The sequence below is a fragment of the Mesorhizobium sp. C432A genome (assembly GCF_030323145.1).
Taxonomy (GTDB): domain Bacteria; phylum Pseudomonadota; class Alphaproteobacteria; order Rhizobiales; family Rhizobiaceae; genus Mesorhizobium.
The window spans coordinates 1,170,169-1,194,747 of record NZ_CP100470.1 but is presented as its reverse complement, the minus strand read 5'-3'; the positions used below and the strand labels follow the sequence as shown (position 1 = coordinate 1,194,747).

The 24,579-nt window shown below is 63.8% G+C and carries 29 protein-coding genes; 15 read left to right on the top strand and 14 right to left on the bottom strand.

Annotated features, from left to right (window positions below):
- The first annotated feature begins 8 nt into the window (after positions 1 to 8).
- From NLY33_RS05700 to dnaQ, 4 genes are all read left to right on the top strand, one after another.
- Entirely contained in the window at positions 9 to 608 is a 600-nt protein-coding gene (locus NLY33_RS05700; protein ID WP_023706939.1) for a Maf-like protein, read from the top strand.
- Positions 601 to 1,428 (top strand): shikimate dehydrogenase, encoded by an 828-nt coding sequence (locus tag NLY33_RS05695; protein WP_023706940.1) that lies wholly within the window; start codon positions 601 to 603, stop codon positions 1,426 to 1,428. Before NLY33_RS05700 ends, NLY33_RS05695 begins: the two co-directional genes overlap by 8 nt.
- 27 nt (positions 1,429 to 1,455) lie before the next feature.
- Positions 1,456 to 2,040 carry a dephospho-CoA kinase gene (gene coaE, locus NLY33_RS05690; RefSeq protein ID WP_031196671.1) on the top strand — a complete coding sequence of 195 codons (585 nt, stop codon included), beginning with the start codon at positions 1,456 to 1,458 and terminating at the stop codon, positions 2,038 to 2,040.
- Positions 2,041 to 2,165: 125 nt separating this feature from the next.
- On the top strand, positions 2,166 to 2,870 hold the full coding sequence (dnaQ, locus tag NLY33_RS05685) for a DNA polymerase III subunit epsilon (RefSeq protein ID WP_023672106.1): 705 nt from the start codon (positions 2,166 to 2,168) through the stop codon (positions 2,868 to 2,870).
- A 263-nt stretch (positions 2,871 to 3,133) separates the two neighbouring features.
- On the opposite strand, the gene secB is transcribed toward dnaQ, so the two are convergent.
- The gene (secB, locus tag NLY33_RS05680) at positions 3,134 to 3,634 is read right to left on the bottom strand and encodes a protein-export chaperone SecB (RefSeq protein WP_023672105.1); all 501 of its coding nucleotides are present in this window, start codon (positions 3,632 to 3,634) and stop codon (positions 3,134 to 3,136) included.
- 139 nt (positions 3,635 to 3,773) lie between these two features.
- Positions 3,774 to 4,274 carry an FxsA family protein gene (locus NLY33_RS05675; protein ID WP_023706941.1) on the bottom strand — a complete coding sequence of 167 codons (501 nt, stop codon included), beginning with the start codon at positions 4,272 to 4,274 and terminating at the stop codon, positions 3,774 to 3,776.
- 197 nt (positions 4,275 to 4,471) lie between these two features.
- Here NLY33_RS05675 and NLY33_RS05670 point away from each other — a divergent pair, with 197 nt between their 5' ends.
- The 4 genes from NLY33_RS05670 (at position 4,472) to NLY33_RS05655 (ending at position 7,239) form a co-directional block, all read left to right on the top strand.
- Positions 4,472 to 5,176 carry a Tim44/TimA family putative adaptor protein gene (locus NLY33_RS05670; RefSeq protein WP_023672103.1) on the top strand — a complete coding sequence of 235 codons (705 nt, stop codon included), beginning with the start codon at positions 4,472 to 4,474 and terminating at the stop codon, positions 5,174 to 5,176.
- Positions 5,177 to 5,255: 79 nt separating this feature from the next.
- A complete protein-coding gene (mltA, locus tag NLY33_RS05665; RefSeq protein WP_023706942.1) occupies positions 5,256 to 6,356 on the top strand; it encodes a murein transglycosylase A in 1,101 nt (366 codons plus the stop codon).
- Positions 6,353 to 6,871, top strand: a complete 519-nt coding sequence (locus tag NLY33_RS05660; protein ID WP_023672101.1) for a Smr/MutS family protein — start codon at positions 6,353 to 6,355, stop codon at positions 6,869 to 6,871. The genes mltA and NLY33_RS05660 overlap by 4 nt, the downstream gene beginning before the upstream one ends.
- Complete coding sequence (locus tag NLY33_RS05655) at positions 6,871 to 7,239, top strand: helix-turn-helix domain-containing protein (protein ID WP_023672100.1); 369 nt, start codon at positions 6,871 to 6,873, stop codon at positions 7,237 to 7,239. The genes NLY33_RS05660 and NLY33_RS05655 overlap by 1 nt, the downstream gene beginning before the upstream one ends.
- A gap of 95 nt (positions 7,240 to 7,334) precedes the next feature.
- Here NLY33_RS05655 and NLY33_RS05650 read toward each other — a convergent pair whose 3' ends face one another.
- From NLY33_RS05650 to NLY33_RS05635, 4 genes are all read right to left on the bottom strand, one after another.
- Positions 7,335 to 7,541 (bottom strand): hypothetical protein, encoded by a 207-nt coding sequence (locus NLY33_RS05650; RefSeq protein ID WP_023706943.1) that lies wholly within the window; start codon positions 7,539 to 7,541, stop codon positions 7,335 to 7,337.
- A 335-nt stretch (positions 7,542 to 7,876) separates the two neighbouring features.
- The gene (locus NLY33_RS05645) at positions 7,877 to 8,494 is read right to left on the bottom strand and encodes a transglutaminase-like cysteine peptidase (protein ID WP_023706944.1); all 618 of its coding nucleotides are present in this window, start codon (positions 8,492 to 8,494) and stop codon (positions 7,877 to 7,879) included.
- 192 nt (positions 8,495 to 8,686) lie between these two features.
- A complete protein-coding gene (locus NLY33_RS05640) occupies positions 8,687 to 9,964 on the bottom strand; it encodes a polyhydroxyalkanoate depolymerase (protein WP_023687587.1) in 1,278 nt (425 codons plus the stop codon).
- Between the two features lie 251 nt (positions 9,965 to 10,215).
- Complete coding sequence (locus NLY33_RS05635) at positions 10,216 to 10,575, bottom strand: septal ring lytic transglycosylase RlpA family protein (RefSeq protein ID WP_023672096.1); 360 nt, start codon at positions 10,573 to 10,575, stop codon at positions 10,216 to 10,218.
- 310 nt (positions 10,576 to 10,885) lie between these two features.
- Here NLY33_RS05635 and NLY33_RS05630 point away from each other — a divergent pair, with 310 nt between their 5' ends.
- Entirely contained in the window at positions 10,886 to 11,071 is a 186-nt protein-coding gene (locus tag NLY33_RS05630) for a hypothetical protein (protein ID WP_023702438.1), read from the top strand.
- A 321-nt stretch (positions 11,072 to 11,392) separates the two neighbouring features.
- On the opposite strand, the gene NLY33_RS05625 is transcribed toward NLY33_RS05630, so the two are convergent.
- The 4 genes from NLY33_RS05625 to NLY33_RS05610 form a co-directional block, all read right to left on the bottom strand.
- Positions 11,393 to 12,196, bottom strand: coding sequence for an ATP-binding cassette domain-containing protein (locus NLY33_RS05625; RefSeq protein ID WP_023702437.1), 804 nt, complete (start codon positions 12,194 to 12,196; stop codon positions 11,393 to 11,395).
- A 7-nt stretch (positions 12,197 to 12,203) separates the two neighbouring features.
- Positions 12,204 to 12,980, bottom strand: coding sequence for an ABC transporter permease subunit (locus tag NLY33_RS05620; RefSeq protein WP_023706945.1), 777 nt, complete (start codon positions 12,978 to 12,980; stop codon positions 12,204 to 12,206).
- A complete protein-coding gene (ssuD, locus tag NLY33_RS05615; protein ID WP_023708805.1) occupies positions 12,977 to 14,146 on the bottom strand; it encodes an FMNH2-dependent alkanesulfonate monooxygenase in 1,170 nt (389 codons plus the stop codon). Before ssuD ends, NLY33_RS05620 begins: the two co-directional genes overlap by 4 nt.
- A 70-nt stretch (positions 14,147 to 14,216) precedes the next feature.
- Entirely contained in the window at positions 14,217 to 15,170 is a 954-nt protein-coding gene (locus NLY33_RS05610; RefSeq protein WP_023706947.1) for a sulfonate ABC transporter substrate-binding protein, read from the bottom strand.
- A 284-nt stretch (positions 15,171 to 15,454) separates the two neighbouring features.
- Between NLY33_RS05610 and NLY33_RS05605 the strand changes: the two genes are divergently transcribed.
- Complete coding sequence (locus NLY33_RS05605; RefSeq protein WP_023672090.1) at positions 15,455 to 15,742, top strand: GIY-YIG nuclease family protein; 288 nt, start codon at positions 15,455 to 15,457, stop codon at positions 15,740 to 15,742.
- A gap of 136 nt (positions 15,743 to 15,878) precedes the next feature.
- On the opposite strand, the gene NLY33_RS05600 is transcribed toward NLY33_RS05605, so the two are convergent.
- From NLY33_RS05600 to tauA, 4 genes are all read right to left on the bottom strand, one after another.
- Entirely contained in the window at positions 15,879 to 16,061 is a 183-nt protein-coding gene (locus NLY33_RS05600; RefSeq protein WP_023672089.1) for a hypothetical protein, read from the bottom strand.
- Positions 16,062 to 16,141: 80 nt separating this feature from the next.
- Positions 16,142 to 17,002 (bottom strand): ABC transporter permease subunit, encoded by an 861-nt coding sequence (locus tag NLY33_RS05595; RefSeq protein WP_023672088.1) that lies wholly within the window; start codon positions 17,000 to 17,002, stop codon positions 16,142 to 16,144.
- Positions 16,999 to 17,790: a taurine ABC transporter ATP-binding protein gene (locus NLY33_RS05590; RefSeq protein ID WP_023672087.1), complete on the bottom strand. Its 792-nt coding sequence runs from the start codon at positions 17,788 to 17,790 to the stop codon at positions 16,999 to 17,001. Before NLY33_RS05590 ends, NLY33_RS05595 begins: the two co-directional genes overlap by 4 nt.
- 161 nt (positions 17,791 to 17,951) lie before the next feature.
- Positions 17,952 to 18,965 carry a taurine ABC transporter substrate-binding protein gene (tauA, locus tag NLY33_RS05585; protein WP_023672086.1) on the bottom strand — a complete coding sequence of 338 codons (1,014 nt, stop codon included), beginning with the start codon at positions 18,963 to 18,965 and terminating at the stop codon, positions 17,952 to 17,954.
- Between the two features lie 232 nt (positions 18,966 to 19,197).
- Between tauA and NLY33_RS05580 the strand changes: the two genes are divergently transcribed.
- From NLY33_RS05580 to NLY33_RS05560, 5 genes are all read left to right on the top strand, one after another.
- Entirely contained in the window at positions 19,198 to 19,359 is a 162-nt protein-coding gene (locus NLY33_RS05580; protein WP_023706948.1) for a hypothetical protein, read from the top strand.
- Between the two features lie 415 nt (positions 19,360 to 19,774).
- Complete coding sequence (locus NLY33_RS05575) at positions 19,775 to 20,251, top strand: RrF2 family transcriptional regulator (RefSeq protein WP_023692934.1); 477 nt, start codon at positions 19,775 to 19,777, stop codon at positions 20,249 to 20,251.
- A 16-nt stretch (positions 20,252 to 20,267) separates the two neighbouring features.
- Entirely contained in the window at positions 20,268 to 21,635 is a 1,368-nt protein-coding gene (locus tag NLY33_RS05570; RefSeq protein WP_023706949.1) for an FAD/NAD(P)-binding protein, read from the top strand.
- 227 nt (positions 21,636 to 21,862) lie between these two features.
- The gene (locus NLY33_RS05565; RefSeq protein ID WP_023692936.1) at positions 21,863 to 23,296 is read left to right on the top strand and encodes a pyridoxal-phosphate dependent enzyme; all 1,434 of its coding nucleotides are present in this window, start codon (positions 21,863 to 21,865) and stop codon (positions 23,294 to 23,296) included.
- Positions 23,293 to 24,474: a trans-sulfuration enzyme family protein gene (locus NLY33_RS05560; protein WP_023706950.1), complete on the top strand. Its 1,182-nt coding sequence runs from the start codon at positions 23,293 to 23,295 to the stop codon at positions 24,472 to 24,474. The genes NLY33_RS05565 and NLY33_RS05560 overlap by 4 nt, the downstream gene beginning before the upstream one ends.
- The last annotated feature ends 105 nt before the right edge of the window (positions 24,475 to 24,579 follow it).

The following is a 24,579-nucleotide window of genomic DNA, read 5'->3' as shown; positions in this document are numbered from 1 at the left end:
CAGAACCCATGACCGAAAAAATCATCCTTGCCTCCGGCAGCCCGTTCCGCAAAGCAATGCTCATCAATGCCGGGCTCGGCATCGAAGCGGTGCCTGCCGATGTCGACGAGCGTGCGCTCGAGGCGCCGTTGCAGGACAGCGGTGTGTCGCCGGAAGATGTCGCCCTGATACTCGCCGAAGCCAAGGCGACCGAGGTCAGCGAACGCAGACCGGGCGCCCTGGTGCTCGGCTGCGACCAGACTTTGTCACTGGAAGATGAAGTGTTCCACAAGCCGGCCGACATGGAAGGCGCCCGCCGCCATCTGTTGGCGCTGTCGGGCAAGACGCATCAGCTGAACAGCGCCGCCGTGCTCTGCCGCAACGGCAAGGTGCTGTGGCGTCACGTCGGCATCGCCAGCCTTACCATGCGCAAGCTCGATCCGGCCTTCATCGGCCGGCATCTGGCCCGCGTCGGCGCCAAGGCGTTGTCGAGCGTCGGCGCCTACCAGATCGAGGGCGAAGGCATCCAGCTGTTCGAAAAGATCGAAGGCGATTATTTCACCATTGTCGGCCTGCCGCTGTTACCGGTGCTGGCGGAATTGCGTGCGCTCGGAGCCATCGATGGTTGAGAAAAAAGCTTTCGTCACCGGCCATCCGATCGCGCATTCGCGCTCGCCGAAGATCCACGGCTATTGGCTGAACACATACGGCATCGACGGCAGCTATCATGCGATCGATGTCGCGCCGGCCGATTTTCCCGAGTTCCTCTCTTCCCTCCCGGCCAATGGCTATCAGGGCGGCAACGTCACCATTCCACACAAGGAAGTCGCCTTTGCCCGGGTCGAGCGCCGCGACGAGGCGGCGGAGATGATCGGCGCGGTCAACATGCTGTGGCTGGACGACGGCGTGCTGTGGGGCGGCAATTCGGACTGGATCGGCTTTGCCGGCAATCTCGACGAGCATGCCCCGGGCTGGGAGAGAAACGCTCCGGCCGTGGTGCTCGGCGCCGGTGGCGCGTCGCGCGCGGTCATCCACGCGCTTAAAGTGCGCGGCATCAAAGATATCCGCATCGTCAACCGCACATTGGCGCGGGCGCAGGAACTCGCCGACCGCTTCGGGGCCGGCGTCTCGGCGCATGGCGCGGTCGGCGACTTGCTTGGCGATGCCGGCTTGCTGATCAACACGACGGCACTTGGCATGCATGGCGATGCGACGCTGGCCGCCGATCCGGCCGGCCTGCCAGCTCACGCCATTGTCGCAGACATCGTCTATGTGCCGCTGGAAACACCGCTGCTTGCCGCTGCCCGCGCGAGAAATTTGAAGACGGTCGACGGGCTCGGCATGCTGTTGCACCAGGCTGTGCCCGGTTTCGAACGCTGGTTCGGCAAGATGCCGCAGGTCACTGCCGAACTGCGGCAGATGATCGTCGCCGACATCCTCGCCAAATGATGGGTTGCAAATGATGGGCGCCAAATGATGATCGTGCTTGGCCTCACCGGATCGATCGGCATGGGCAAGTCGACCACGGCGAAGATGTTCGTCGACGCCGGCGTGCCGGTGCATGATTCCGACGAGACCGTGCATCGCCTCTATGCCGGCAAGGCAGCACCTCTCGTCGAGGCGGCCTTTCCCGGCACCGTGATTGCCGGTTCGGTCGACCGCACCGAGTTGGCGCGCCGCGTGATCGGCAACGCCGCCGCGCTGAAGACATTGGAGGCGATCGTTCATCCGCTGGTGCGGGCCGATGCCGACGCCTTTCTGGCAAGGCACCGCGCCGCCGCCGCGCCGCTCGTCGTGCTCGACATACCGCTGCTGTTCGAAACCGGCGGCCGCAACCGTGTCGACAAGGTCGTTGTCGTGACCGCGCCGGCCGATATCCAGCGCGCCCGCGTGCTGGCGCGTCCTGATATGAGCGAGGAAAAGCTGGCGGCCATCCTGGCCAAGCAGGTGCCCGATGCCGAAAAACGCCGGCAGGCCGATTTCGTCATCGACACCGGTGAAGGCATGGACGCCGCCCGCGCCGCGGTCGGCGCGATCATTGCCGAGCTCTCAGGACGCTGAGCTTGCCTGCTAACTCCTGGGGGATAAGTCGCGCCCATCAGGCTCCTGACGGCAGGCTGTCGGCATTGCCCATTGCCATTTTGTTCCGCTCCATGATTCTACTCCTCCAGGAGTGGGTTGATTCTATGCGTGAGATCATTTTCGATACCGAAACCACCGGACTCGACATGCGCGACGACCGCATCATCGAGCTTGGTGGCGTCGAGCTGGTCAACCGCTTCCCGACCGGCCGCACCTTCCACAAATTCATCAATCCGCAGGGGCGCGCCGTCCATGTCGAGGCGCAAGCCGTGCACGGCATCAGCGCCGCCGACCTCGTCGGCAAGCCGACCTTTGCCGAAATCGCCGAGGAATGGCTCGCCTTCACCGACGGCGCCAAGCTCGTCGCCCACAACGCCAATTTCGACATCGGCTTCCTCAACACGGAATTCGGGCGGCTCGGCCAGCCGGCCATAGACACCGGGCGCGTCGTCGACACGCTGGCGCTGGCGCGGCGCAAGCACCCTATGGGACCCAATTCGCTCGACGCGCTCTGCCGCCGCTACGGCATCGACAACGGCCACCGCACCAAGCACGGCGCGCTGCTCGATTCCGAGCTCCTGGCCGAAGTCTACATCGAACTCATCGGCGGCAAGCAGGCCGCACTTGTCCTCGACGCCGTCGTGGTGCAGCTCAACAGCAATGGCGACGTTGCCGATATCGACATCTCGATCGCCGCCAGGCCAATCGCCCTGCCGCCGCGCCTGACCGAGGGCGAGCGAGCGGCGCATGCGGGGCTGGTGGCGACGCTCGGTGAAAAGGCGCTGTGGCTGAAGGTGGCGGCGGGGTGAACGGATCGCGGAGGTAGCGTTCCGTCACACCCCTCTCTGGCCTGCCGGCCATCTCCCCCTCAAGGGGGGAGATCAGCAGCTTCGCCGCTCCAGCCCATTCCTGCAACGTCTAAAGTTGGCGAAGGTCGCGATGACGGCCAATCTCCCCCCTTGAGGGGGAGATGCCTGGCAAGGCAGAGGGGGGTGCTGTCCCGCCAGCATCTCAGTATACTAAAAGCCCGGCACGAAGCCGGGCTTTCAACTCATGCGCGTGACGCTTGCCTTCAGCTCACCTTGACCTTCGATGCCGCCTGGTCCTCGGCCAGCTTCTGCTGGAACATCTGTGCAAAATCGATCGGGTCGAGCATCAACGGCGGGAAGCCGCCATTGCGGGTGGCTTCGGCGATGATCTGGCGGGCGAACGGGAACAAAAGCCGCGGGCATTCGATGAACAGGATCGGCAGCATGTGCTCCTGCGGGAAGCCGGCGATGGCGAAGACGCCGCCATAGACCAGTTCGACATTGAACAGCACTTCCTGGTCGAAGGACGCCTTGGCGTTCAAGGTCAGATTGACGTCGAACTGCTTGTCGGAGAGCGGGTTGGCATTGACATTGACGTTGATCGCAATGCCTGGGGCCTTGTCGCGGCCGCGCAGCGAGTTCGGCGCGCCGGGGCTTTCGAAGGACAGGTCCTTCACATACTGGGCAAGCACGTTGAGCGACGGCTGCGCCGTTTCGCCGTTGCCGTTGGCGGCGCCGACCGGCGCGTCATCTTTGCTGGCCATGAGCCTTGTTCCTTTTGCCTGGACAGCAGCGCTGACCGAATTGAAATCGGGCGTTGGCTAGCATGGTCGGCAAGACAAGACAAGGTTTGCCGCCTTCAGGCCGAAAGGGGTCAATAGTCAGTCGTTGGCAAGGTGACGTTCAGTCGTCCTTCAGGCGGCGCCACGGCGAGTTATGGTCGGGACCGCGCTTGAAATCGTCCTCGCGCGAATAGTCGCGGTCGTCGAGGTCGATGACCTTGTCGCGCGACCTGCCGCGAAAACCGCCGGCGGTGAAATCGGTCGCGACGACGATGCGGCCCTTGAGCCTGCGCCAGGCAAGGTCGCGCACCGGCGGCAGGAACAGCAGCAGGCCGACAATATCGGTAATGAAGCCGGGGATGATCAACAGGATGGCGGCGACCACGATCATGGCGCCATGCGCGAGCTGGCGGCTGGGGTCGCCGCCGCCGGCCATCTCGGCGCGGACCCGCGCCATGACACCAAAACCCTGGTGCCGGAGCAGAAGCACGCCGGCAATGCTTGAAGCCAGCACCAGACCGACCGTCGCCAGCGCCCCGACCTCGCGGCCGACAATGACGAAACCGGCGATTTCCAGCAGCGGCAGCGCAAGCAGGAACAGAGGACGGAAGGAAATGCGCAAATCTTGACCGATCGTTTCCATGTTTGCCGGGCGGCGCATAATCGCCGCTGGCACTGAGGCCGTTAGATAGGTATGCCTGCCTTTGATTTGAATGATTGCGCCATGCGTTCTATATGCTTTGCATGTTTAACGCCATGCGACCGCCGCCCGGATTGGCTGGCGGTCCCGGCCAGGTCAGGGATTGATTGGCGAAAGATATGGGATTCTTCGACTTCGGCACCATTTTCTTTCTGATTGCGGCGGTGGTGATCTTTTTCCAGCTGCGCAACGTGCTTGGCCGCCGCACGGGCAGCGAGCGCCCGCCCTTCGATCCGTACACGGCCAGCCGCACCGAGAAGGACGCGACCCAGAAGCCCGAAAATGTGGTTTCGCTGCCACGCAAGCGCATGCCGGGCGAGACGGCTGCCGAGACCTACGCGGCCATCGATGCCTTCGCCAAGCCCGACACCGACCTCAACAAGGGCCTGCGCGCGATCAAGGACAATGATCCCTCCTTCGACCCCAAAGTCTTCGTCGACGGCGCCAAGATGGCCTACGAGATGATTGTCATGGCCTATGCCGATGGCGACCGAAAAACGCTGAAGAACCTGTTGTCGCGCGAGGTTTTTGACGGCTTCGTTGCCGCGATTGGCGACCGCGAGGCGAAAGCCGAAAAGATCCAGTCCTCCTTCGTCGGCATCGACAAGGCCGACATCGTCTCGGCCGAGATGAAGGGCGGCGAGGCCCACATCACGCTGCGTATCGTGAGCGAACTGATTTCGGCGACCCGCGACAAGGCGGGTGCGGTCATCGATGGCGATCCCGAGACGGTGGCCGAGGTCAAGGATGTCTGGACCTTCGCCCGCGACACACGCTCGCGAGATCCGAACTGGAAGCTGGTCGCCACCGAGGAAGAAGACTGAGCCTATGCATGTCGCCCGGTGCGGGCAGCTTTTTTGGGATAGCGACATGCAGGCAAACATGGGCAGTGGCGAGGCTGAGGTGTCGCTCTCGCCGCTTTTCGTGGAAAAGTCCTTCGATGATCTTCCCGGTTGGAATTCCGATGACCATCTGCCCGCTTTCGAAGCCTTCCGCCGTTCGGCCTTTCATGTCCTGAACAAGCCCTACCGCACCGGTTCGTTGGGCGTACGGTTCGACGCGTTTGCCGGCGCTTATGACGAGGCGCGCACCGTTTCGCCGGCGAATCGGTCGGCGGCCAAGGCTTTTTTCGAGCGCCATTTCGCCTCGGTCCAGATTCGATCCGAAAACCCCGGCCTGGTCACCGGCTTCTACGAGCCCGAGGCCGAGGCCTCACCAGTGCGCACGGATGAATTCACGGTGCCGCTGCTGGCGCGGCCTTCCGATCTCGTCGACATCGATGATGCCAACCGTCCTCGAGGGATGGACGACTATCTCGCCTTCGCCCGCGATACGCCGCAGGGCCTGGTGGAGTATTTCGACCGCAGTGAGATCGAGAGAGGCGCGCTGGCCGGCCAAGGCCTGGAAATCGCCTGGCTTGCCGACAAGGTCGACGTCTTCTTCATCCATGTGCAAGGTGCGGCCAGGCTGAAGATGACCGACGGCCGGCTTTGCCGCGTCACCTACGCCGCCAAATCCGGCCAACGTTTCAGCGGTCCGGGGAAGATTCTCGCCGAACTCGGCGAAATCCCACTGGAAAAAGTGACGATGCAGTCTATCCGCGCCTGGTTCAGGGCGCATCCGGATCGCGTCGACGAGATCCTCTGGCAGAACCGCTCCTATATCTTCTTTCGCGAAGCCGATGTCGACGATGCCGCACTCGGTCCTATCGCCGCCGCCAAGGTGCCGTTGACGCCGGGCCGTTCGCTCGCGGTCGACCGGCTGCGGCACACATTCGGTACCCCCTTCTACATCGACGCTCCGTCGCTGACCGCCTTCGACGGAAAACCGTTCCGGCGGCTGATGATTGCGCAGGACACCGGCTCGGCCATCACCGGACCGGCGCGGGGCGATCTGTTCGCCGGCTCCGGCGATGCGGCCGGCGAGATCGCCGGCGTCGTTCGCAATGCGGCCGATTTCTATGCCTTGGTTCCACGCGCTCTCGTTTCGGAATCGAATCGATGAGCAAGCGCCCCGATAAACTCAACGAAGACGACCGGGTGCTGTGGAACCTGGTGGCGCGCACCGCCCGACCGCTGAAGGGCCGGACCGCGGTCGAGATTCCCGACATCGTCGTCGACCCCAAGCCGGCACAGACGCCGGTCGCTGTCGGTCCGGTCCTCGCCGCCAAGCCGAAGGCGCAGCATGTATCGCACGCGCTGGACGAGCCGACATTGGACAAGCTGAAGAAGGGCCGGCTGCCGATCGAAGGCCGCGTCGATCTGCATGGCATGACCCAGGACGAGGCCTATTCGCTGCTGTTTTCGTTCCTGCACCGGGCCCATGCCGGCGGCATCCGCTATGTCCTCGTCATTACGGGAAAGGGGTCGTCGTCGGGCGGCGACGGCGTCTTGCGGCGCGCCGTGCCTGCCTGGCTGTCGACGCCTGCCTTCCGGCCGCTGGTCTCCAGCCACGATCACGCCGCCCGCAACCACGGCGGTTCGGGCGCGCTCTACGTTCGACTCAGGCGAACCCGCTGATGACGCCGTTCGGCGAAAAACTGCGGGCGCTTCGAGCCGAGCGCGGCTTGCGCCAGAAGGACATGGCGCAGGCGATCGGAGTCAGCGCCGCCTATTTGTCGGCGCTGGAACATGGCCGCCGCGGCGCGCCGACCTGGACGCTGATCCAGAAGATCATCGGCTATTTCAACGTCATCTGGGACGATGCCGAAGAGCTGGCGCGTCTGGCCGAGGCCTCACATCCGCGGGTGAGACTCGATACGTCCGGCCTCAGTCCTGCCGCCACCGAGTTGGCCAATCTCCTGGCCGAAAACATCGAGAAGCTGGACGAAGCCGAGCTTGCCCGCATCACCGGCTCGATCCGGGCCGCACTGGAGCGGCGTAAGTAGGGCGGCGCCAAGGCCACGAATGCTCATCAATAGCGCCGGCATTTCATCCTGAAGGCGATGCCCGCCGGCCGTTAGCCAGCGGGCATATAGCGAGATTACTTCGCGCCGGCCTGGCCGCCACGGCCGCCATTGCTGTCATGATCGCCGCCGCGACCGCCACCCAGGCAGTCCGAGGTGAGATCGCAACAGCGATTGCCCCACTGGTTGTTCTTGGCGCAGCCGGTCTGGTCGGCCATAGCGGATCCGGCCAGGGACGATACCGCGATGGCGGCGAGGAAAGCATTACGCAGGAAAGCAGTCATTTGAAGTCTCCATGGTTGGGTTTCTGTTTACGGCTGTGTGTCGCCGCTGGAGACGGTTTGGTTCACGCAGGTAGCGAAATTTTTTGAGGAGGCGTTTCGAGAGATAAGATTTCGAGGGCAGCGCTGCCCTCATCCGCCTGCCGGCGACTATTTTGCAACGTTGACGATTGGCGAAATCACCGATGGCAGCATCTTTCTCCCCGTCATATACGGGGAGAAATGCCCGGCAGGGCAATGAGGGGCAGCGCCGACTTGCGGTTATCTCGTGAAAGTTATTAGCCGCGGGCTTCCGACGAAGCTGTTCGCAGCGACGCGCTCACATGCATCGTCCTTATTTACTGAACCGCGCCGACCAGTACCTGCTGGCCGCCGCGGATCGAGACCCAGCGGCCGGTGTTGTCGATGGCCTGCCGCTTGAGGAAGCGATAGCCGGTGGCGTCCCAGATCTTCACCTTGTCGGTCAGATTGTCGAGGACGTAGTCGCCCTTGTCGGTGCGCACGGTCAGCACGGCATGGCCTTCGCCGTCCGGCTTGCGCACGACGGTGATCAAGAGATCGGCCAGCGACACGCCAGAGCGCGAGAGCTGGCGGCGCTTTTCCAGCACATAGTCTTCGCAATCGCCGACGCCCTTGTCGGGATAGGCCCAGACCTCGTCCTTGCCATAGATGTCGTAGTCGCTCATCGGCTTGACGGCGGCGTTGACCCTTGACGTCACGTTGATCAGCTTGCGCATGAAGGCGTCGGTCATCGCGGCGGGGTTGAGGTTGCTCGGCCGGATCGAGCATTCGCCGGGCTGGGTTTTACAGAAATCATAGTGGCCGATCGGCTGCGAGGTCATGCCGCCCGTCGCCATGGCGCCGCCTGCAAGTGCCGGCACTGCCCAGCACACAGAGATCGCCAGCCCTGCTGCCGCCCACAAGCGCAGCGTCCGTGCCATCGGTGAGGAAGTCATTGTCCCCGTTCGCCCTTGTTCTTAACGAAAGGTTAAAGGGGATTTACACTCCGTGTCAATTATCGGGGGAGCCAGATTCTTCGGCATGGTTACCCGCGCCCGCCCAACAGCGTCTATTGTGCAACAGAACGCCTGTGGCGCGCAAAATCGCCCCGCTTTTGCGGGCAATGCACGCTGCAGCCGGATCGAGCCTCAGCCTTTGGCGGAGCGGACCAGCTTGGGTTTCACCGCTACGCGTGTTTGGCGGCCGTAGCTGGTGATGAAATCGACGATGCGCGGCACGATTTCCGAGCGGAATCGCGACCCGTTGAAGACGCCGTAATGGCCGACGGCCGGCTGCATGTAATGCGCATGCCGGTCAGCCGGGATGTTGGGGCAGAGATCGTGGGCGGCCTGGGTCTGGCCGAGACCGGAAATGTCGTCGTTCTCGCCTTCGACCGTGAACAGCGCGACATTGCGGATCGCCTTGGTGTCGACCACCTCGCCGCGATGCGTCATCTCGCCCTTGGGCAGCGCATGGCGCACGAACACCGTGTCGACGGTCTGCAGATAGAATTCCGCCGTCAGGTCCATCACCGCCAGATATTCGTCGTAGAAATCGCGGTGCTTCTCGGCATTGTCGCCGTCATGCTTGACCAGGTGCATGAAGAAGTCCTTGTGGGCGGTGATGTGCCGGTCGAGGTTCATGCTCATGAAGCCCGACAACTGCAGGAAGCCCGGATAGACTTCGCGGCCGAAGCCCGGCACCGGCCAGGGCGCGTGCATGATGACGTTGTCGCGGAACCAGTCGATGCCCTTTTCCTTGGCCAGAAGATTGACCGCGGTCGGATTGCGGCGGGTGTCGATCGGCCCGCCCATCAACGTCATGGTCGAGGGCACGAAGGGATCGCCGCGCTTTTCCATCAGCGCCACCGCCGCCAGCACCGGCACCGAAGGCTGGCACACCGCCATCACATGGGTGTCCGGCCCCAGCGCATGCAGCATGTCGATGATGTAGTCGATATAATCGTCGAGGTCGAAATGGCCGTCGGTCACCGGCACCATGCGGGCATCGACCCAGTCGGTGATGTGCACGTCGGCATAGGGCAGCATCGCCTCGACCGTGCCGCGCAGCAGCGTCGCATAATGGCCCGACATCGGCGCCACGATGAGAAGCTTGGGGTCGGCCTTGCGCCCGGCGGGCACCGACCGCTCGAAGCGGGTGAGATTGCAGAACGGCCGCGACCACACCGTCTTTTCGCTGACCTCGACGCTTTTCCAGTCGACCACGGTCTTGCTCAGGCCGAAATGCGGCTTGCTGTAGCGGCGCGTCGTGCGCTCGAACAGTTCGGCGGTGGCAGCGACCGAGCGGCCCCACGGCGTATGCGAAAACGGATTGAGCGGGTTGGTGTAGAACAGCCGCACTGCATCGGCATAAAGCCGCGCGGGCTGCAGGGCGGCATGGTTCATTTCGTAGAGCTGGTAGAACATCAGGTACTCCGCAGCTGCCGTGACCGAAGGGACGACGGACAGCGCCGAGCCTTGAATGTCTCGCGCGGAGGTTAACAAGATATTGCTGCGATGCAATACGTCACGTGGCGTGACATATGCCAGTCTTTCGTCCAAGGCCTTGAGAAACCGCGTGGGCGGCTGGAGCCGGCTGAATGTGCACTGCAAAATGCAAGGCTGTTGGACAACGGGGCAGGATGCGTCCGGCCCGATCGGGCCGGACTTGGACAGATCTAGACGCGCGCCATGCACACCGAGGTATGGCCCGAGCCGATGAAGCCGAGTTGGCCGGCGGCGCCCTTGGACAGATCGAGCACGCGCCCTTTGATGAACGGGCCGCGGTCGTTGATGCGCACGATGACGCTGCGGCCATTATTCTGGTTGGTCACTTTCAACTTGGTGCCGAAAGGCAGGCTGCGGTGCGCGGCGGTCAGCGCCGACGGGTTCATGCGTTCGCCATTGGCGGTCCTGGAATGCAGTGCGTACCAGGAGGCGCGGCCGCACTGGCCAGCGGCGGAGGAGGCGGATGCACCGACCATTAGGCCAGCCGCGATCGTTACCGCGACAAGCGCGGTCTGGTTTGTTTTCTTCATGTTGGGGGGATTGGCTCCGTTTTCGACAGACCCCAGCCGTTAAGTGCCGAATAAGGCGGGAAATGCGGCAAGCATCGGGCAGTTCCGTGGCACCGGCACACGTTTGGAGTCGCTGGGAAACAGTTTGTCAGGCATCTTTCGTGTGGCGCGGCCGTATCGCCGGCGATATTGCGAGCTGTTTCACAGATTCCGTGAGCAAGGCAGGACGTTATAGTACAAGTAGAAGAGAGCGCGATTGGGCGCCGTCCTTTCGCTCTGTCATCACGGTCATGGCGCAGTTGACGATCGACTTTGAAAAGGGATTCCAACGATGAGACTGTTCAAATATCTGCTGGCTCTGATCGTACTGGCCATCGGCGCGCTGTGGTCGCTGCAAGGCATTGGCGTGGTCGGCGGCAGCTTCATGACCGGCCAGTCGCAATGGCTCTATATCGGTATCGTGACCATGCTGGTCGGTTTCGCCGGGCTGGTATGGGCGAGCCGTTCGCGGGGGTGAGTTGCGACGAAAGTCGACCGCCACAGATCGACTCCCACTCCGTCGAGCTTCGCTCGACACCTCTCCCCCGATCGACGGGGGAGAGGAAAGGCGCGAGCCTATGCAAGGGCGCGAACTTATGCGGGCTGGCTCCCTTCCTCTCCCTCCGGAGGGGGGAGAGGTGGCGCCGCGAAGCGGTGACGGAGTGGGGGAAGGCGCTGGTCAAACCCGCAGTCGCAAACAGAGCCAACCCGGCGAGCAAGAAAACAGCCACCCCATATTGCCGGTCCATTCTGTTACCTATCTATCCGGTTCGGATAGAATGCCCTGCCCGCGACAGCACTACCCGAACAGCTGATCCAGAATCCTGCCCTCCAGCCTGGCAAGCTCGACGGAACCACGCCGGCGCGGCCGCGCCACCGACACGTCGAGATCGAGCGCGATGCGGCCCTCGTCGATCACCACCACCCGGTCGGCGAGCGCAACCGCCTCGGCGACGTCATGCGTGACCAGCACGGCGGTGAATTTTTGCTCCAGCCAGATGCGTTCCAGAAGCTGCTGCATTTCGATGCGGGTCAGCGCATCGAGCGCGCCGAGCGGCTCGTCGAGCGCCAGGATCCGAGGCTGGCCGATCAGGGCGCGCGCCAGCGCCACGCGCTGCTTCTGGCCGCCCGACAGCACCGAGGGCCATTCGTCGGCGCGGTCGGCGAGGCCGACTTCACCCAGGATGGCGAGCGCGCGCCGCCTGGCTTCCGCACCGGTGGCAAGCCCGGTCAGCCCGACCTCGACGTTTTTCACCACGCTGGCCCAGGGCAACAGCCGCGGCTCCTGGAACATGAAGCGGCTCTCTTCGCCAGCGCCGGCCTTGGCTTCCGGCCCGAATGTCAGCGATCCTGCCGTCGGCCGGTCGAGCCCGGCCAGCAGCCGCAAAAGCGTGCTCTTGCCGCAGCCGCTCTTGCCGATGACGGCAACGAACTGCCCGACCGGCACGTCGAGATCGATGCCGTCGAGCACGACCTTGTCGCCAAAGCGCTTTTCCACGCCCTTGAAGGCAAAGGCGCGCTGCCTTTCGACGGCCTCCTCCGGCCGTGACGGTTCCGGCGCGGCGACGAAGGAACGGATGGCGGTCAGGCTGGCGGTTGGCATCGAACCCTCAGGCGTTCTGGAAGGCGGGATGCCAGCCGAGCGACAGCCGCTCGAGCAGGCGGGCGAAGCTGTCGGCAAGCTTGCCGAGCAGCGCATAGATCAGGATCGACAGCACGACCACATCGATCAGCAGGAATTCGCGTGCCTGCATGGCCATGTAGCCGAGGCCGGAACTGGCCGAGATGGTTTCGGCAACGATCAGCGTCAGCCACATGATGCCCAGCGCATAGCGCAGGCCGACGAAGATCGCCGGCAGCGCGCCGGGCAGGATCACCTGAAAAAACAACGCGCGGCGGTCCATGCCGTAGACCCGGCCCATCTCGACCAGATGCGGGTCGACGCTCTGGATGCCGAGCAGCGTGTTGACGTAGATCGGGAAGAACACGCCGAGCGCCACCAGGAACAGTTTTGCTTCCTCGTCGATGCCGAACCACAGGATGACCAGCGGGATCAGCGCCAGATGCGGGATGTTGCGGATCATCTGCAGCGTCGTGTCGGTCAGGCCGCGGCTGAGCGCCGACAGCCCGTTGGCAAGGCCGAGTGCAAAGCCGATCGAGCCGCCGATGGCAAAGCCGGCCAGCGCGCGCAGCGTGCTGACGCCGATGTTCTGTATCAGCTCGCCCGACAGCGTCAGCCGCCAGAAGGCCTCGGCCACCGCGCTCGGCGCCGGCAGTACATTGGCCGGCATCACGCCGGCGCGGCTGGCGGCTTCCCAGCCAATTATGACCAACGCCGGCAGCAGCCAGCCGATGCCGTTCTGTTTGACCCGTTGAGCCAGGCTCATGACGACGCCTGAAGGCGGTTGGCGCCGTGGAAGCCGACGGCGAATTCATTGGCGATGTTCTCATGCGCCCGTGCCCGCCTGGTGCCCAGGCCGAGACGCGGGAACAGAAGCTCGGCGACGCGGTAGGCTTCCTCGAGATGCGGGTAGCCGGAGCCGATGATGGTGTCGATGCCGATCGCCTGATACTCGCGGATGCGCTCGACGATCTGCTCGGGCGAGCCGACCAAAGCTGTGCCGGCGCCGCCGCGCACCAGGCCGACGCCGGCCCACAGATTGGGCGAAACCACCAGCCTGTCGCGGCGGCCGCCATGCAGTTCGGCCATGCGCCGCTGTCCCACAGAGTCCATCTCCCTGGTGAAGCGGGCCTGGGCATTTTCGATCTGGGCATCGGTGACGTGGCTGATCAGCCGGTCGGCGGCGCGCCAGGCCTCTTCCTCGGTCTCGCGCACGATGAAATGAAGCCTGATGCCGAAACGCAGTTTGCGGCCGCGCCGTTCAGCCTTTTTGCGCGCCGCGCTGAGTTTTTCCGCCACCTGCGCCGGCGGCTCGCCCCAGGTCAGGTACATATCGACGAGATCGGCGGCGAGCTCCTGGCCGGCATCGGACGAGCCGCCGAAATAGAGCGGCGGCCGCTCCTGTTGCGGCAGAAGGTCAAGGCGGCCATTGTCGACGCGGTAATATTTGCCGTTGAAGTTGACGCTCTCGCCCGACACCAGCGCGCGCCAGATGGTCAGGAACTCTTGCGCTTGCGCATAGCGCTCATCATGCGGCAGGAACACGCCATCGCCGGCAAGCTCGGTCGGGTTGCCGCCGACCACGACATTGAGCAGCAGGCGGCCATTGCTCAGCCGGTCGAGCGCCGCCGTCTGGCGCGCCGCGAAGGTCGGCAACGTCACGCCGGGCCGTAGCGCCACCAGGAATTTTAGCTTTTCTGTCAGCGCTGCAAGGCCGGAGGCGGTGATCCAGGAATCCTCGCAATTCTGCCCGGTCGGCAAAAGCACGCCGGGAAAGCCGAGCCGGTCGACGGCCTGTGCGATCTCCTTGAAGGAAGCGAACTCCGGCGGCCGCTGCTGCTGTTCGGAGCCGAGATAGGAGCCGTCGCCATGCGTTGGAATGAACCAGAAGAAATCGAGCGGGCTGGCTTGCGGATTGGCTGGAGCGGTCATGGCGAAATCCCTGAAGCGGAAACGGCAAAAAGGCGCCGGGCGTTTTCCGCCCGGCGCCGCACGTGAAAGTTCAATTGCCCGGTGCGGTCCACACGGCGTCGGAGATGCGCACCGCATTCGGGATCAGTTTGAGCTTGTAGAAGCGATCGGCGGTCGCCTGCTGGCCGGCGATGATCTCGTCGGTGATCGGGAAGATGCCGAATTTGGTGCGATTGGCGGCGATGGTCTGCGCGTCGAGCGGCACGCCGGTCACCTCATGCAGGGCGGCGGCGACCTTGTCGCGATTCTGGTCCGCCCATTTCGCCGCCACGCCGAGCGCCGCTATCGTCGTGGTGATCGTCTCCGGATGCGCCTTGGCAAAATCCTTGTTGGCGAGGAAATAGGTGTTCACCTTCAGCACCTCGCTGGAGCGCGCCAGCACGCGCGGCTGGTAGCGCGTCTCGGCGATGGCGTAGAACGGGTCCCAGACCGCCCAAGCATCGATCTGGTCGCTGGCGAAAGCCGCCGCGGCATCGGCCGGGCTGAGATAGACCGGGGTGATCTGGTCGAAGGGGATGTTTGCTTTTTCGAGCGCCGCGACCAGCAGATTGTGCGCGCTGGTGCCTTTGCCGACGCCGATGCGCTTTCCCTTGAGGCCGGCGAGCGACTGGATCGGCGATGCCGGCTTGACGAAGATCGCTTCGCCGTCGCCATTGGCCGGCAGTGCCGCCGCATAGACGATGTTGGCGCCGGCCGACTGGCCGAAGATTGGCGGTGCGTCGCCGGTCCAGCCGACATCGATGGCGCCGACATTGAGCGCCTCGACCAACGGCGGGCCGGCGGTGAATTCGACCCATTTCACCGCGACACCCTTGTCGCTCAGCGCCTTCTCGATCACCTGCTGCTGCCGGGCGATGACCGGCAGGCCGGTCTTCTGATAGCCGATGTTGAGCTGCTTCAACTCTTGCGCCGAGGCACTGAGCGAGGCAGCAATGCCCGCCGCCAAAAGGCCAAGGCCGAAAACGCGTCTGGTCAGGCTGAACATGATCCCTCTTCCTTCGCTGCGAACCGGCGCCGGGAAGGGCTCCCTGCCGTGGATGAGAGACAAGGCTAGGTAGGTCTATAAATTTAGTAGAGAAACGATTTTGCGAGTTGGCTGCTTGACGTGGAAATATTTTCTTCAGATCCCAGCACTCGTCATCCTAGGGCGAAGCAAGGAGCGAAGCGACGCGGCGCAGACCCTAGGGATCCATGCCGTGACGTTTGCCGTAGAGTGGAACGGATCAGAATGTCGCTTGTGCGCGAACCGAGGCTCGATACCCTGAAACCATGACCGGCGACGTCTACATGACTGCAAGCCAAAAACGCGGCACGATCTACATCGGCGTCACCAACGATCTCTCCCGCCGCATGCCTGAACACAAATCCGGCCAGGGCGCAGGCTTCACCAGCCGCTATGGTGTTCAACGGCTGGTCTGGTATGAGGAATTCTTCGACATCACCGATGCCATTCAACGCGAGAAGTCGCTGAAGCGATGGCCGAGACAGTGGAAGATCGAACTGATAGAGAAGGCCAATCCGGAGTGGTTTGAGCTGTTTCGCGGAACCGGGTGGTAGGCGCCCGGTTTGTTGCTCCCCTGGAGCGTAGCATCAGCGTCTCGGCATGGATCCTAGGGTCTGCGCCGCGTCGCTTCGCTCCTTGCTTCGCCCTAGGATGACGAAATCGCGAAGGCTGGCGCTAATCTCCATCACCTCACTGCGACCAATACTGCCAGGCCCAGTAAAATCCCTCGTCGCGCGGCGGCAGGCGGTCGCGTTCGGCGTCGAGTTGCACGGGGGCCGGCGATTTCGGCTGCGGCTGCGACGACGAGTTCTCCCGCCAGGCGAGCAGCCAGTTGCCGAGATGGGCGAACAGCACCGCGGTGGACTGGGTCATGACATCACTCCTTCTGTTCCGGGGTCGGCGGTCGCCGTGCTGCGAAGGGAAGCAGCCGGTCAAACCGGCAGAACTTGTTGTCATTCCTTTCCCGCCCACGGAACCAGCTGACGCTCGATTCGGCGGATGATGAATTCCAGCACGAAGGCTATTGTCGCGATCACCACTATTCCCATCACCACGACATCGGTGACCAGGAACTGGGCGGCCGACTGGATCATGAAGCCGAGGCCGCGCGTTGCCGCCACCAGCTCGGCTGCAACCAGCGTCGACCAGCCGGCGCCGAGCGCGATGCGCAGGCCGGTGAGGATCGACGGCAGCGCGCTGGGCAGGATGACATGGCGCACCACTTGGCGCTGCGTCGCACCAAGCGAACGCGCCGCATCGATGCGCTCCTTTGAGACACCGCGCACGCCCGAGGCCGTCGACAGCGCCACCGGCGCCAGCATGGCAATGGCGATCACCAGGATCTTTGACGGCTCGCCGATGCCGAACCAGATGATGACCAGCGGCAGATAGGCGAGCGGCGGGATCGGCCGCAAAAATTCGAGCAAGGGATCGAAGATGCCGCGCCCGACCGTCGAAATGCCGATAGCCAGCCCAACCGGAACGCCGATGACGATGGCCGCGAGCAGCGCCGCGAACACGCGGCCGAGGCTGGCGACGATATGCTGCAGCAAAGTCGCGTCGACGAAGCCGTCCTTGATCACCACGATGAACTTGGTCCACACGGCGGCGGGCGACGGCAGGAACACCGGCGACACCAGTTGCAGGCGCGCAGACAGCGCCCATGCCGCCAGCACGACCAGGATGGTGACGGCGCTGATCGCCCGCGAGGAAACCCCGCGCCGCTTCCGCACCGGCCGCGACCACGGCACCGAAATGGCATCGGCCTCGCCGGTCCCGGTGGCCGGCCGCTCGCTGTAGGAGGTGACGCTCATGCCACCTCTCCTTCGAAGATCGCATCGGTCAGCTCGCCGCGCGCCGCGGCAAAGGCCGGATCGGCCTTGATGGTGCGGATCGGCTCGCCTGCGGCATAGCGCCGGCTGAAACCGGTCTCGAATGTCCGCACCACGCGGCCCGGTCCGGGCGCCAAAACGACGATGCTTGTGGCCAGCACCAGCGCCTCCTCGATGCCATGCGTGACCATCAGCACGCCGACCCGGCTTGCGGTCCACAGGTCGAGCAGCGTCGTCTGCATGCGCTCGCGCGTCAGCGCATCGAGTGCGCCGAGCGGTTCGTCGAGCAGCAGGAATTCCGGCTCGGCCGCGAGCGCTCGGGCGAGGCCGACGCGCTGGCGCATGCCGCCGGACAATTCCCAGATGCGTTTGTCGCCGACGCCGTCAAGCTTGACCAGCGCCAGCAACTGGTCGGCGCGGCGCGCCCGCTCGGCTTGCGGCACGCCGCGCAGCCTGAGCGCAAAGCCGACGTTTTCACGAGCCGTCAGCCAGGGAAACAGCGCATCGTTCTGGAACACGACCGCCCGGTCGGAGCCTGGGCCGGTGATCGGTCTGCCGCCGATCGTGGCGACCCCGCGCGCGGGTTCGACCAGGCCGGCGGCGACATTGAGCAGCGAGGTCTTGCCGCAGCCGGAGCGGCCGACCAGCACGACGAAATCGCCCTTGGCGACATCGATGGAAACTCGGTCGACCGCCGGCGCTGCTTGGCCGTCATAGTGAACCGAGGCCTTGTCGAGTACGAGATGCGGGTCGAGTACGAGATGCGGCATGAAAAGGGGCTCCGGAAGAAAATCAGCCTGCCCCGGCCCTCGTTAAGCGGATCCGGGACAGGCAGCACGCGGCGTCAGGGAAGAGGAAACCGCGCGTGTTCAGAGCAATTCCAGGAAAAGTGTGAAGCGGTTTTCCGTCCGGAATTGCGTAAAACTGAAGATCAGTTCGAGGCCAGAGCCTCGGTCACGTATTTCGACGACACGTATTTCGAATAGTCGGGCAGCACGGCGTCGATCTTGCCCTGCTCCTTGAGGAAGGCCGAAGCTGCCTCCATCGCCTTGACCGTGCCGCCGCCGAGGAATTTGTCGGAAGCCTGCTCCTCCAATGTCGGGAAGACGTAACCCTTGAGGAGCTGCGGCACCTCTTCCAGTTTGGCGCCGGTGATCTTGGCGATCTTGGCCGCTTCCGGCGACGAAACCGACCATGCCTCGGGCTTGGCCAGGAACTGGGCATAGGATTCGCCGGTCACCTTGACGAAATCGCGCACGGCGTCCGGGTTCTTTTCGGCGAAGTCGGTGCGCACGATCCAGGCGTCGAAGGTCGGCGCGCCCCAGGCGGCAACCTGCGAGGAATCCAGCACCACCTTGCCTGTCGTCTTGATCTGGCCGAGCGCCGGATCCCAGACATAGGCCGCGTCTATGTCGCCGCGAGCGAACGCGGCGGCTATTTCCGGTGGCCTGAGATTAAGGATTTCGACCGACTTCGGGTCGACGTTTTCGTGCTTCAGCGCGGCAAGCAGGCTGTAATGCGTGGTCGACACGAACGGCACCGCCACCTTCTTGCCGGCGAGGTCGGCGATCTTCTCGATGCCGGATCCATTGCGGGCGACCAGCGCCTCGGACTGGCCGATCAGGCCGACGACAAAGATGGTCTGGATCGGCAGTTCGCGGCTGGCGGCCGCGGCCAGCGGACTCGAGCCGACATAGCCGATATCGACCGAACCGGATGCGACGGCGGCGATGACATCGGCACCGGAATCGAACTTACGCCAGTCGATCGTTGCCTTGGTCGCCTTTTCATAGGCGCCGTCGGCCTGTGCTACTTTCGAAGGTTCGACCACCGTTTGGTAGCCAATGGTGATGTTGAGGTCCTGCGCCTGGGCCGGGCCGAGGAAGGCCGCACCCGCCAAAGCTGCCGACGACAGGAGGACAATGCGTCGCGAAATGCTGGACATGAAAGGCTCCATGAAAAATGAGAAAAACCGGATGCCTGTTCATAGTCAGCTAATTCTATCATTCTTGTAGAGTTAAATCGTTCCAAGGAAAAAGCACTTGTTAGAAAAAAACCAACGGCTGATGCGGGCGCGGTGACCGGCCCGTGTCGGACCGTGCACAAACGCAAACGGCGCCCCAAAGGTGCTGAAGAGTTGGTGGTCCTGCCAACCCTCGCTACGGAAGAGGCCTGATTTGGTGCTCGGCGCGCCGCTTGCGGCCTGCCGCAGGATCGATGTCGAGCCGTTGAGCCTCACCGACTTCCGCAGCGACGGCCACCGCTGGATGCTGCGGTCAAGCGGCGTGCCGGTGGCCGCCAAGGCCGCCCGGTCTCAGAGCGGCAAGGCGGCGTCCTGATATCGGGCGCAGGGCGGCGCCCGAGTTGTCGGGAGTCATGTTCGCCGATCCGCGGGCTGCGACCCAAAATTCCCGGCAAAGCCCCAAATGGCGCAAATCCATGCTGTAAAAGACGGTTGATTTGAAAACACGTTCCGCGTGTTCGAGGGTAAGTATAGTAATCTTATCGACATTGGGAGCAGGAGCCGCCGTTCATCGCCGCAATCGCTCGCGGCTGGCTGTGACCGTAACGGCACAAAGCCTTGCTAAAGTGGCCCCTGCGGCGTGAAAACGAAGCAAAATCAAGGTTTCTCGGCTTGTATATCATGTCAGTAGAATTTATGTGTCGAAGCAGCTTGCACGCGGCGGGGAGGCACGTCAGGCGTTTCGCAACCGATGGTTTTGGGCCATCGCCTGACAGAGAAACATTCGGTCTATGCTCACCAAAAAAGGCAAGTACGGCCTCAAGGCGCTGGTCCATCTGGCGCAACTGCCGACGGGACAGCTCGCCTTTGTCGGCGACATCGCCAGCGGCAACAACATTCCGAAGAAATTCCTCGACGCCATTCTGGGCGAATTGCGCAATGCCGGTTTCGTCCAGAGCCGCAAGGGCAAGGATGGCGGCTATCGCTTGGCGCGCCCGGCCGACGAGATCAAGGTCGGCCATGTCGTGCGCGTCCTCGACGGACCGCTGGCGCCCATCCCCTGCGCCAGCCGCACTCAGTATCAGCGCTGTGAAGACTGCAATGAGGCGACATGCCAAGTCCGACATCTGATGCTCGAGGTCCGGCAGGCGATCGCCGAGGTGCTCGACCAGCGCACGCTGGCCGAGATGCGCGACATCGTCCTCGACGACCTTCCGGTCGCGAGGGACATCGACGAGCTTGCGCCGGCGCAAAAGGTCCCCGCCTGATCCTGAGCGTGCTCGCATGAGCGTCGCGCGCGCCAATTCGATCATCCGCAGCTCGATCATCATCGTCGGTGGCGGCGCCAGCGGCGTCGTGTTGGCCGCGCATCTGCTGAAGTCGCCCAACCCGGACCTTCGCGTCACGCTGATCGAAAAGCGTCCGCATTTCGGCCAGGGCATCGCCTATTCGACGCTTTTGTCGGCGCACGTGCTGAATGTCAGCGCTGCGGGGATGAGCGCCTATGCCGACGATCCCCTGAATTTCTGGCGCTGGTTGCAGGGGCGCGGCCTGATAAGCCAGGAACAGACGCCGCAGACACCCTTCTATGCACCGCGCAGCGTCTATGCCCGCTACCTCAAGGAAGTGCTCGACGAGCTCGAAGCGCGCGAAAAGGAAACCGGCCGTCTCAGGCTGATTCGCGAGGAAAGCCTGTCGATCTCGCCGACATCGTCCGGTGTCGAAGTGGTGCTGGCCAACGGCACCAGCGTCGTCGCGCATCTGGCGGTGCTTGCCACCGGCCATGACGAGCAGCCCGGCGCCGGCCAGGGCCACGCCATCCGTATGGGCACCGAGGCCGACACCGCGCTCGATCCTGAAGCCCGCGTGCTGGTGCTGGGCACCGGGCTCAGCATGGTCGATGCCTTCCTGTCGCTCGAGCAGCGCGGCCATCGCGGCGAGATCGTCGCCGTGTCGCGGCGCGGCCTGCTGCCGTCGCCGCACCGCAAGGGCAACCCGATCAAGCTCGACGTCGCCGACATTCCGCTTGGCACGCAGCTCTCCTATTTGGTCGGCTGGTTTCGCGACCTGATCCGCGAAAACCAGAAGGCCGGCATCGACTGGCGCGACGTCGTCGATGGGCTGCGACCCTTCAATCAGAAGATCTGGCAGAACTGGCCGTCCTCTGCCAAGCGCCGCTTCGTTGAGCACACCAAGGCCTGGTGGGACATCCATCGCCATCGGCTGGCGCCCGAGGTGCATGCCCGCGTCACCGAAGCGGTGCGCACCGGCCGCATCCGCCCGGTCGCCGGCCGTGTCGACGGCATCGAGGCTGGCGATGGATTCACCGTCGGCATCCAGTCTCGCCACACAAAGGCGCTGGAAACGCTGCAGGTCGCCCGCATCTATGATTGCACCGGCATCGCCCGCGACATCTCGACGACGTCGAACAGCGTCGTGCGTTCGCTGGTCGACCGAGGCCTGGCGCGGCCCGACCCGCTGCGGCTTGGTCTCGATGTCACAGCCAAATGCGAAATCATCGCCGGCGACGGCACCGCATCGGCCAAGATCCTCGCCGTCGGGCCGCTGACCCGCGGCACCTTCTTCGAGATCGACGCCATCCCCGACATCCGCGTGCAATGCGCTAGGCTGAGCAAGCAGCTGCTGGGGTAAAGCTGTTGACGTCGGCGGGATAGCACGCCCCTCAGAGGGGGGTGGGAAGGATGGCTACGGAGGGTGTTTGGCTTGAGTCCAAAGCCGGCGTCAAACTGGAATTCCATTCCCCCTCTCGCCGGTTGATTGGCACGATCTACCTTCTTTCCGACTGCAAACGGCCGGAAAAGAAGCTACGCTGCCGCTCTGCCCCCGAGGCGGTCGCTTGTCCAAGGGAGCACATCGATATGAGCGAGCACGGAAAAGCTGCGCCAGGCAGTTCGGACGGCGCGTTATCCCGCCTGCGTCCGCCCTACGCCTCGGTGCTCGACCTCATCGGCCAGACGCCGGTGGTCGAACTGACCAAATTCGACACCGGCAAGTGCCGGCTGTTCATCAAGCTCGAAAGCCAGAATCCCGGCGGCTCGATCAAGGACCGCATTGCGCTGTCGATGATTGCCGCGGCCGAGAAGGAAGGCAAGCTGAAGCGCGGCGGCACCATCGTCGAGGCGACCGCCGGGAATACCGGCCTCGGCCTCGCCCAGGTCGGCATCCCCAAGGGCTACCGCATCATCCTCGTCGTGCCCGACAAGATGTCGCGCGAAAAGATCCAGCATCTGCGCGCGCTCGGCGCCGAAGTGCGCATGACCCGCTCCGATGTCGGCAAGGGCCATGCCGAATATTACCAGGACATGGCCGAGAAGATCGCATCGGAAACGCCCGGCGCCTTCTACGCCAACCAGTTCGCCAACCCGGCCAACCCCGAGGCGCATGAGACCACCACCGGACCGGAAATCCTTGCCCAGCTCGATGGCGACCTCGACGCCGTGGTCGTCGGCGTCGGCTCCGGCGGTACGCTGACCGGGCTTGGCCGCTACTTCGCCAGAACATCGCCGAAGACCGAAATGGTGCTGGCCGATCCCGTCGGATCGGTGCTGGCGCCGCTGATCAAGACCGGCAAGATGGAAGAGGCCGGCAGCTGGACCGTCGAAGGCATCGGCGAGGATTTTGTGCCGCCCAATGCCGATCTGTCGCTGGTCAGGAAAGCCTATTCCATCCCAGACAAGCAGAGCATGCTGGCCGTGCGGGACCTGCTTTCGAAGGAAGGCATTCTCGCCGGCTCGTCTTCCGGCACGCTGCTGTCGGCCGCGCTTCGCTATTGCCGCGAGCAGACGACAGCAAAACGCGTCGTCACCTTCGTCTGCGACAGCGGCAACAAATATCTGTCCAAGGTGTTCGACGATTTCTGGCTGGCCGAGCAGGGGCTGGCCGAACAGGAACAGCATGGCGATCTGCGCGACCTCGTCATGCGCTCGCACCGCACCGGCGACACCGTTTATGTCGGCCCCGACGAAAGCCTGCTCAACGCCTATGGCCGCATGCGCCGCTCCGATGTCTCGCAGCTGCCGGTGCTGGACAATGGCAAGCTGGTCGGCATTATCGATGAGGGCGATATATTGGCCAAGGTCGACGGCCCCTATGACGGCCGCTGGGACCGCTTCAACGCCCCGGTGCGCACCGCCATGACCTCCAATCTGCACACGCTGCAGGCCAGCCAGACGCTGGATGCGCTGCTGCCGGTGTTCGACCGCAACGAGGTCGCCATCATCTTCGATGGCGACGAGTTCGTCGGCCTGATAACCCGTATCGACCTGATCAACCATTTGAGGCGCGCACGATGACTGCTGAAACATCCCCATCGGGCAAGAACCGCCTGGCTTTTTCCACGCGCACCATCCATGGCGGCCAGAGCCATGACCCGCTGACCGGCGCGGTGATGGTGCCGATCTACGCGACCTCGACCTATGGCCAGCAGTCGCCCGGCGTGCACAAGGGGTTTGAGTACGCCCGCAGCCAAAACCCGACCCGCTTCGCCTTCGAGCGCGCGGTGGCCGATCTCGAGAGCGGCTCGGCCGCCTTTGCCTTTGCTTCCGGCCTGGCGGCGATCTCGACCGTGCTCGAGCTGCTCGACAGCGGCGCCCATATCGTTGCAACCGACGACATCTATGGCGGCTCGTTCCGGCTGATGGAGCGGGTGCGCAAGCGCTCGGCCAATCTGCAGGTGAGTTTTGTGGACTTCACTGATCTGGCGGCGGTGGAAGCAGCGATCCGTCCGGAGACAAAACTGCTCTGGGTTGAAACCCCGACCAATCCGCTCCTGCGCATCGTCGACCTCGAAGGCGTTGCGGCACTCGCCAGGCGCAAGGGCGTATTGACGGTCGCCGACAACACGTTCTGCAGCCCCTACATCCAGCGGCCGCTGGAACTCGGCATCGACATCGTCGTGCATTCGACGACGAAATATCTCAACGGCCATTCCGACATGGTCGGCGGCGTCGCCATCGTGGGCGACAACAAGGACCTCGCCGCCCAGCTGAAATTCCTGCAGAACGCCATCGGCGCCATCTCCGGTCCCTTCGACAGTTTTCTCGCGCTGCGCGGCATCAAGACACTGGCGCTCAGGATGGAGCGGCATTCCACGAACGGCCTGAAGATTGCGCAGTGGCTGGAGGCGCGAAAAGATGTGCGCCGCGTCGTCTATCCCGGCCTGGCCAGCCATCCGCAGCACGCCATCGCCGTCCAACAGATGCATGCCTTCGGCGGCATGATCTCGGTCGACCTCGACCGCGACCTCGCCGGCACCAAACGCTTCCTCGAACGGACGCAACTGTTCACGCTGGCTGAAAGCCTCGGCGGCGTCGAAAGCCTGATCGAACACCCGGCGCTGATGACGCACGGCTCGATCCCGGCGGAAAAGCGCGCGGAAATCGGCATTTCGGATTCGCTGGTGCGGTTGTCGGCGGGGATAGAGGATGGCGATGATCTGATCGCCGACCTGGACCAGGCGCTGCGGGGGTAGGCGTACCGGATGCGTACCGATGACAATGAGGGGCGGCGCTGACCGTCGAGATTAAATCCCAATCCGCCGCGCGTTAACACATTCAGCAGCTTTTGCTTAACTCTT

Excerpts from the sequence above, each read along its gene's own strand:
- NLY33_RS05565 (WP_023692936.1), top strand. The coding sequence starts at position 21,863 with ATGAGCGAGCACGGAAAAGCTGCGCCAGGCAGTTCGGACGGCGCGTTA.
- NLY33_RS05695 (WP_023706940.1), top strand. The coding sequence starts at position 601 with ATGGTTGAGAAAAAAGCTTTCGTCACCGGCCATCCGATCGCGCATTCG.
- NLY33_RS05635 (WP_023672096.1), bottom strand. The coding sequence starts at position 10,575 with ATGAAGAAAACAAACCAGACCGCGCTTGTCGCGGTAACGATCGCGGCT.
- secB (WP_023672105.1), bottom strand. The coding sequence starts at position 3,634 with ATGGCCAGCAAAGATGACGCGCCGGTCGGCGCCGCCAACGGCAACGGC.
- NLY33_RS05610 (WP_023706947.1), bottom strand. The coding sequence starts at position 15,170 with ATGTTCAGCCTGACCAGACGCGTTTTCGGCCTTGGCCTTTTGGCGGCG.
- NLY33_RS05605 (WP_023672090.1), top strand. The coding sequence starts at position 15,455 with ATGACCGGCGACGTCTACATGACTGCAAGCCAAAAACGCGGCACGATC.
- NLY33_RS05570 (WP_023706949.1), top strand. The coding sequence starts at position 20,268 with ATGAGCGTCGCGCGCGCCAATTCGATCATCCGCAGCTCGATCATCATC.
- NLY33_RS05630 (WP_023702438.1), top strand. The coding sequence starts at position 10,886 with ATGAGACTGTTCAAATATCTGCTGGCTCTGATCGTACTGGCCATCGGC.
- NLY33_RS05625 (WP_023702437.1), bottom strand. The coding sequence starts at position 12,196 with ATGCCAACCGCCAGCCTGACCGCCATCCGTTCCTTCGTCGCCGCGCCG.
- NLY33_RS05655 (WP_023672100.1), top strand. The coding sequence starts at position 6,871 with ATGACGCCGTTCGGCGAAAAACTGCGGGCGCTTCGAGCCGAGCGCGGC.
- NLY33_RS05575 (WP_023692934.1), top strand. The coding sequence starts at position 19,775 with ATGCTCACCAAAAAAGGCAAGTACGGCCTCAAGGCGCTGGTCCATCTG.
- NLY33_RS05640 (WP_023687587.1), bottom strand. The coding sequence starts at position 9,964 with ATGTTCTACCAGCTCTACGAAATGAACCATGCCGCCCTGCAGCCCGCG.
- NLY33_RS05650 (WP_023706943.1), bottom strand. The coding sequence starts at position 7,541 with ATGACTGCTTTCCTGCGTAATGCTTTCCTCGCCGCCATCGCGGTATCG.
- NLY33_RS05660 (WP_023672101.1), top strand. The coding sequence starts at position 6,353 with ATGAGCAAGCGCCCCGATAAACTCAACGAAGACGACCGGGTGCTGTGG.
- tauA (WP_023672086.1), bottom strand. The coding sequence starts at position 18,965 with ATGTCCAGCATTTCGCGACGCATTGTCCTCCTGTCGTCGGCAGCTTTG.
- coaE (WP_031196671.1), top strand. The coding sequence starts at position 1,456 with ATGATCGTGCTTGGCCTCACCGGATCGATCGGCATGGGCAAGTCGACC.
- NLY33_RS05600 (WP_023672089.1), bottom strand. The coding sequence starts at position 16,061 with ATGACCCAGTCCACCGCGGTGCTGTTCGCCCATCTCGGCAACTGGCTG.
- dnaQ (WP_023672106.1), top strand. The coding sequence starts at position 2,166 with ATGCGTGAGATCATTTTCGATACCGAAACCACCGGACTCGACATGCGC.
- NLY33_RS05700 (WP_023706939.1), top strand. The coding sequence starts at position 9 with ATGACCGAAAAAATCATCCTTGCCTCCGGCAGCCCGTTCCGCAAAGCA.
- NLY33_RS05645 (WP_023706944.1), bottom strand. The coding sequence starts at position 8,494 with ATGACTTCCTCACCGATGGCACGGACGCTGCGCTTGTGGGCGGCAGCA.
- NLY33_RS05620 (WP_023706945.1), bottom strand. The coding sequence starts at position 12,980 with ATGAGCCTGGCTCAACGGGTCAAACAGAACGGCATCGGCTGGCTGCTG.
- NLY33_RS05560 (WP_023706950.1), top strand. The coding sequence starts at position 23,293 with ATGACTGCTGAAACATCCCCATCGGGCAAGAACCGCCTGGCTTTTTCC.
- ssuD (WP_023708805.1), bottom strand. The coding sequence starts at position 14,146 with ATGACCGCTCCAGCCAATCCGCAAGCCAGCCCGCTCGATTTCTTCTGG.
- NLY33_RS05595 (WP_023672088.1), bottom strand. The coding sequence starts at position 17,002 with ATGAGCGTCACCTCCTACAGCGAGCGGCCGGCCACCGGGACCGGCGAG.
- NLY33_RS05670 (WP_023672103.1), top strand. The coding sequence starts at position 4,472 with ATGGGATTCTTCGACTTCGGCACCATTTTCTTTCTGATTGCGGCGGTG.
- NLY33_RS05590 (WP_023672087.1), bottom strand. The coding sequence starts at position 17,790 with ATGCCGCATCTCGTACTCGACCCGCATCTCGTACTCGACAAGGCCTCG.